7 protein-coding genes and 1 pseudogene are annotated in these 5338 nt (G+C 33.8%); 2 read left to right on the plus strand and 6 right to left on the minus strand.

The window, feature by feature from the left end:
* The coding region (locus IEU65_RS10520; RefSeq protein WP_188352253.1) for an integrase core domain-containing protein at positions 1-229 on the plus strand (229 nt) is incomplete at its 5' end.
* 41 nt (positions 230-270) lie between these two features.
* Here the strand turns inward: IEU65_RS10520 and IEU65_RS10160 are convergent.
* The 5 genes and pseudogenes from IEU65_RS10160 to IEU65_RS10180 form a co-directional block, all read right to left on the minus strand.
* A pseudogene (locus tag IEU65_RS10160) lies at positions 271-1317 on the minus strand (IS30 family transposase); the annotation flags it as partial.
* Between the two features lie 204 nt (positions 1318-1521).
* The gene (locus tag IEU65_RS10165; RefSeq protein ID WP_010277846.1) at positions 1522-2037 is read right to left on the minus strand and encodes an Asp23/Gls24 family envelope stress response protein; all 516 of its coding nucleotides are present in this window, start codon (positions 2035-2037) and stop codon (positions 1522-1524) included.
* A gap of 53 nt (positions 2038-2090) precedes the next feature.
* A complete protein-coding gene (locus tag IEU65_RS10170) occupies positions 2091-2285 on the minus strand; it encodes a DUF2273 domain-containing protein (protein WP_010277843.1) in 195 nt (64 codons plus the stop codon).
* Between the two features lie 18 nt (positions 2286-2303).
* Complete coding sequence (gene amaP, locus IEU65_RS10175) at positions 2304-2867, minus strand: alkaline shock response membrane anchor protein AmaP (RefSeq protein ID WP_168441558.1); 564 nt, start codon at positions 2865-2867, stop codon at positions 2304-2306.
* A 129-nt stretch (positions 2868-2996) separates the two neighbouring features.
* Entirely contained in the window at positions 2997-3407 is a 411-nt protein-coding gene (locus IEU65_RS10180) for a hypothetical protein (protein ID WP_168441557.1), read from the minus strand.
* Positions 3408-3624: 217 nt separating this feature from the next.
* Here IEU65_RS10180 and IEU65_RS10185 point away from each other — a divergent pair, with 217 nt between their 5' ends.
* A complete protein-coding gene (locus tag IEU65_RS10185) occupies positions 3625-4599 on the plus strand; it encodes a D-2-hydroxyacid dehydrogenase (protein ID WP_010294008.1) in 975 nt (324 codons plus the stop codon).
* A gap of 138 nt (positions 4600-4737) precedes the next feature.
* Here the strand turns inward: IEU65_RS10185 and IEU65_RS10190 are convergent, their stop codons facing one another.
* A complete protein-coding gene (locus tag IEU65_RS10190) occupies positions 4738-4998 on the minus strand; it encodes a hypothetical protein (protein ID WP_010294007.1) in 261 nt (86 codons plus the stop codon).
* Positions 4999-5338: the final 340 nt, after the last annotated feature.

Genomic DNA, 5338 nt, shown 5'->3' on the forward strand with positions numbered 1-5338 from the left:
ACAATACACGAGTGCTGAATTTAATATTAAATGTCAAAATTATGGCTTGAAACATTCATATTCACTCAAAGGACATCCATACGATAATGGCCGTATGGAAGCATTTCATTCAATATTGAAACGTGAAGAGGTGTATTTGAAGGCATACAAAACATTAACGCAAGTCCAAGCAGCCATTGGTTGGTATATCAATTTTTATAATCGCAATCGTATCTCAAATGTTGCCTAAGTAACTGAATAAAAATAGTCCAACTTATTGACTTCTGAGCAAAGTGGCATTGCATTCATTTTTGAAGCCACTTCATCTAATTGTCGTTGCTTCACATCTTTAAATGACGTGCCTTTAGGATACCAATCACGTAGCTTACGATTTCTGTTCTCATTTGAACCACGTTGTTGTGGTGATGACGGTGTCGCATAATATAAATTGATTTTTAGTTGTTTCTGGACGTACTCTAAAAAGGCCCATGATATAAATTCAGAACCATTATCGGCTGTGATTGTGCGAACGGCTTTACCGTAACGTTCATAAAACAACTTAAACGCATCAACCATATCACTAGACTTCTTACTACGGACTAATATTAAGGCGGTAAACCGAGTCTTGCGTTCAGTCAATGTCATAATGGCTGTGGTATCTTGATAACGCTGATTATTCATTTTAGCTGGCAACACTAAATCAATTTCCCAATGACCAAACTGTTTACGACTTTCCACAACTTGTGAACGATCAAATATCGAATGGCGGACTAATTCTCCGTCATTTTTTAATTGTTCACGCAAACGTGCAATTTCACGTTCCTTATCACGTTTAGTTTGTGCCACAGCTCGTTCTTTAGGTGTGCCATTTTGACGATGATATTTCTGTTTACGAATATTGATAAGGCCTTGCCGAGACCATAACCTAATAACAGATGCGGACACATCAACATCTTGCACATTACCAGCAATTTGCTCTGGCGTCCAATGTTCAACATTAACCCAAGTTTCAATGATTTCTTTTAGTTCTGGTGTCAGTTTGAGACCAGTACCCATTTTACTGCGCTTTTTCAAAGCAATATATTGTCCACGCTGTGCCGAATACTTGATACGTGCGTGTATATCCATATTTAGCAGTGTTCGTCTATCTAAATGTGAGAAATCAAGCGTATTGCCACGGTGTAATTCACGTAATATTGATGACGGTGTATAGCCTAAACGTCTGGCTATATCAGCCTGTGTCATTTTCTCAATATTCCACAAATATTCAATCATGTGACGTTGGTTCTCATTCAACCGTGGTTGTCGTTTGCGTTTTTGTGTTGTTTCATCACTCATAAAACATATTTGCTCCTTAATTATGATTATTTCAGTCTAGGTTTACCCCTTAGAACAGGTTTAACATTTCACAATGTTGCTTATTATTTTATTTTTCATCATAAACTTTTTCATAGCTTTAAAAATAACTGTCATAAATATTGACTTATAAATCAAAAAAAAACCTCGAAATTATGTTTCGAGGTTTTTTCACTAGTGTAGGTTTTATTTAACGCGACCATCATCGTCGGTTAAATTACTGGCCGTTTCTTTAACCGAATTAACACCATCAGAAGTTTTTTCTTTAATTGCACTTCCCGCATCGGAAACTTTGTCTTGCAATGTAACTCTGGAATTCTTATATTCGGCTTGAGTTTGAATATCAATAATTTGAACATTTAATTCGACTAACTTAAGACTAGTTGTTTTCTCTAGCTGTGTTTCAATTACTTTAATTAATTCTTTGTAGATATCATGCGCATTATGACCAAATTCCATAATGACATCTAAATCAACAGCTACTTGCTCTTTGCCAACTTCCACGTCAATGCCATCAGTTGGATCATCACTATTGACAATTTTGTTTTTAATATTTGAAACGAAACCACCATCTACGCCGAGAAGACCTTTAACGTTTTCGATGGCGTACCCAACAATTTTTTGAATGACTTTGTCATTAAAAGTTAGTTCACCTTTAACATCTGTTCCTGCACTCTGTGTACTCTTGTTTTCTGTAACCATAATAACTTCCCTTCTACGTTTGTATAAATGAAATTAGTCAGTTTCCTTGACTGCTATTTACGTTTGAAAATTTGCACTAATGGTGTGAAATCAAAATCATACTTGTCTAGCCAGTAACCAGCTGCACTTGCTAATACTGTCACCACTACAATCCAAAAAGTACTAGCAAAGCCAACGGTCATTAGTAGAGTTGCTAAGATAAAGCCTAGAACACCAAATAGCCAACTATTAGGAATTTTATTTTTCACTTGGATTCCTCCACTTTACTACACGACTCGTGTAGACTTCTTTTTGTGTGAACTACTTGACTGTTTTTGATTGACTTTAATATTAATCTCTATTTTTTTTTCATCTATTCCAGACAGTAACTCTTGAATTTCACTTGTCAATGTATGCTTAATTTCTGGTAATTGTTTGATAACATGATTTTTATATAATGACTCAGCTGTGATATCAAAACGATTAATTTTCCTGGTGTTTTTAAAATCAATCTTGATATTAGACATGCTATAGCCGGAGAGTCTTGTAGTTATAAAACTAATCACACCCTCATTACTAAGAGAGAGTAAACCTTGTTTATTCTTTTCCAGCAGAATACCCTTTTTTTGAGCAGGTATCAACACAATAATCACCAAGACTAATACAGTCAGTACCAATAAACTTATCTGAGCAATATTTAAAAACTCGTGTTGGTTGACTGAACTACTCTCAGATATCTTAGCAATAAAATTATTTGTGACCGTAATACTTTCTGGCCAAATAGTCATTGACAGTACAAAAATATAAATCAAACACAGCAAGCCAAGAAAAGATTTGTGCCATCTTTTCATAAAATAGTCTCTTTTCTTATAATGCGTGATTGTTTCAAATATTAAGTAGCGCCACTTAATACTGCAAATATAACATAACTAAATATTGTTGTAAAACAATATACTCAAAATCTTCAACATTCGAAGTTTTTAGTACTTACTTTCTGTCAATTGTCTTTTTGCTGGATACAACTGTTCTTCAATTTTATTCAAACCACTCTCAGTGTTGCGATCAGTTCCCTTAATCAGCAAATTTAAATCACGATACGCAAAGGTTAACTCAATTGATTTTGAAACCAAATCTTGTACTCTAGATGCTAATTCTTTGTTAAAAAAAAGCCCATCTCCGTATGTTTGAGATTGTGCTTGTCTGATTTTAGCTTGTAATTGCATTGATACGCTTAAAGTTGTTTGGAAGTTTGGCGCACCAGCTTTGAATTGAAAGCCTTGTCTATCACTTTCTAACGTTTGGTTTAGTTGACTATATAAGTCTCTAAACCGTTCTAACTGCTTAATATACAGCTCTAATTGTTCTGGCTGTAACCATATTTTTGTTGCCATCTTTTTTATTCCTTTCACTTTTAAATGCAACCAAAAAAGCTAGTAGCTGTTAAGCACTAACTAATTTTGTGGCTAATTCTTTATTGTTGAAAAAATTCTCAATTTTTTTATATTTTCAGATAATTTCTGAATCTTTTACCATGTCTACTTTCTATGCAAAATAAACTATGCTTAATAAATTTCATGATATGATTAACGAAAAAGAGGTATTAGCAATATGGTAAAAATTGTTCTTTTAGATGGCTATGAGTTAAATGACGATTTAGATTGGGATAAGTTAAGATCTGTTGGCGACTGTACTTTTTATGACCGTACCAATACAGCTAATGAAAAAGAAATAATAAACCGAATTGATGGTGCAGAAATTGTTATCACTCACAAAACTCCTATAAATGACTATGTCATTTCCCAATCTAAAAACCTGAAGTATATTGGAATTATGGGTACAGGTTATGATGTTATTGACCTAGAAAGTGCTAGTAAGCACAATATTGAGGTAACTAACGTTCCTACCTATGCTAGTGATGCGGTGGCTCAATTCACTTTTTCTCTCTTACTTGAAGTGACTGGACAAGTTGGACTACATAACCAATTAGTTCATCAAGATCATTGGTCACAAGGACCCGATTTCACTTTTTGGGACAAGCCTTTATATGAATTAAAAGATAAAACATTAGGTCTTATTGGCTACGGTCATATAGCTCAAAAAGTAGCAAAATTAGCTCATGCATTTGAAATGAATGTAGTGTTCTATAATCATCGTCCTAAAAAAATAAAAGGAAATTGGCTTAAACAAGTTTCGTTAGATGAACTATTGAAAACGTCGGACGTTATTAGTCTACATGTTATTCAAACTCCTCAAACAATCAATTTAATTAATAAGACAACACTGGCTAAAATGAAGTCTACTGCTATTCTCCTGAATACTTCAAGAGGAAAACTAGTTAATGAAAGCGATGTGGCAGATGCCCTGAATCAAGATCAACTATACGCTTTGGCAACTGACGTCGTCACCAAAGAACCAATTCAAAAAAATAATCCCTTACTTAAAGCTAAAAACTGCTATATAACCCCTCACATTGCCTGGGCGCCGTTTGAAACACGCGAAAGACTGTTATCCATTACAATATCTAACTTACAGACATATCTGTCGGGCAGCATAGTTAACAGTGTAATTGAAAGAAAAAAATAGTCAATTTTTAACATATGAAGTGCTGTGATATTTATTCACTACATAGCATTATTGAATGAACGCAGGCATCTTCATTTTTTTAGGTTTTAAATGCAAACAAAAAAGCTAGTCTCTTTTTAGCATTAAGCCATTTTATGACTAATCATATATATTTGTACGAACCGTTAAACCTGTTTCTTTACGAATTTTCTTAATAATTTCAGGAATTTTTTCCGTATAGGTGCTATCGAATTGCGCTATTTGTTGCGACTTTGTAGCCTTGCCAATTTTATACCATTCAAAGAATATATTGACCTTTTTTGAGTAAATTTGGTCAACAACTCTCACTTCATATATTGTGTTAGGTTGCTTAGCAAACATTTCTTTAATATCCCCAATGACAGCATCAATTTGGTTCATAGCTCAAACAGCTCCAGTCGTTTTATTTACTATAACTATTATACGAACAGTTGTTCCCTTAGTCAATAATTAAACACTCTAAATTATTTAGGGTAAATACTGTTTATCTTTACCAGTTTCATCAATAATTCGTAATGGTTCATTATAAATTTGTTGGGTACTCATACCCCTAGAAGTACGTCTAGGTGCTGGTGCTCTTATACTAAAAAAATGGACTATTTTTATTCAGTCCGTAAAATGAAAGTATAGGAGTATTTTTATGTCAATTCGTTATTCACAAGATTTTAAAGATTCACTGGTTAAACTTCACCAAGAAGGACGTTCACTTAAGTCATTAGCA

The sequence above is a fragment of the Leuconostoc pseudomesenteroides KCTC 3652 genome, assembly GCF_014634745.1.
GTDB classification, from domain to species: Bacteria; Bacillota; Bacilli; order Lactobacillales; family Lactobacillaceae; genus Leuconostoc; species Leuconostoc pseudomesenteroides.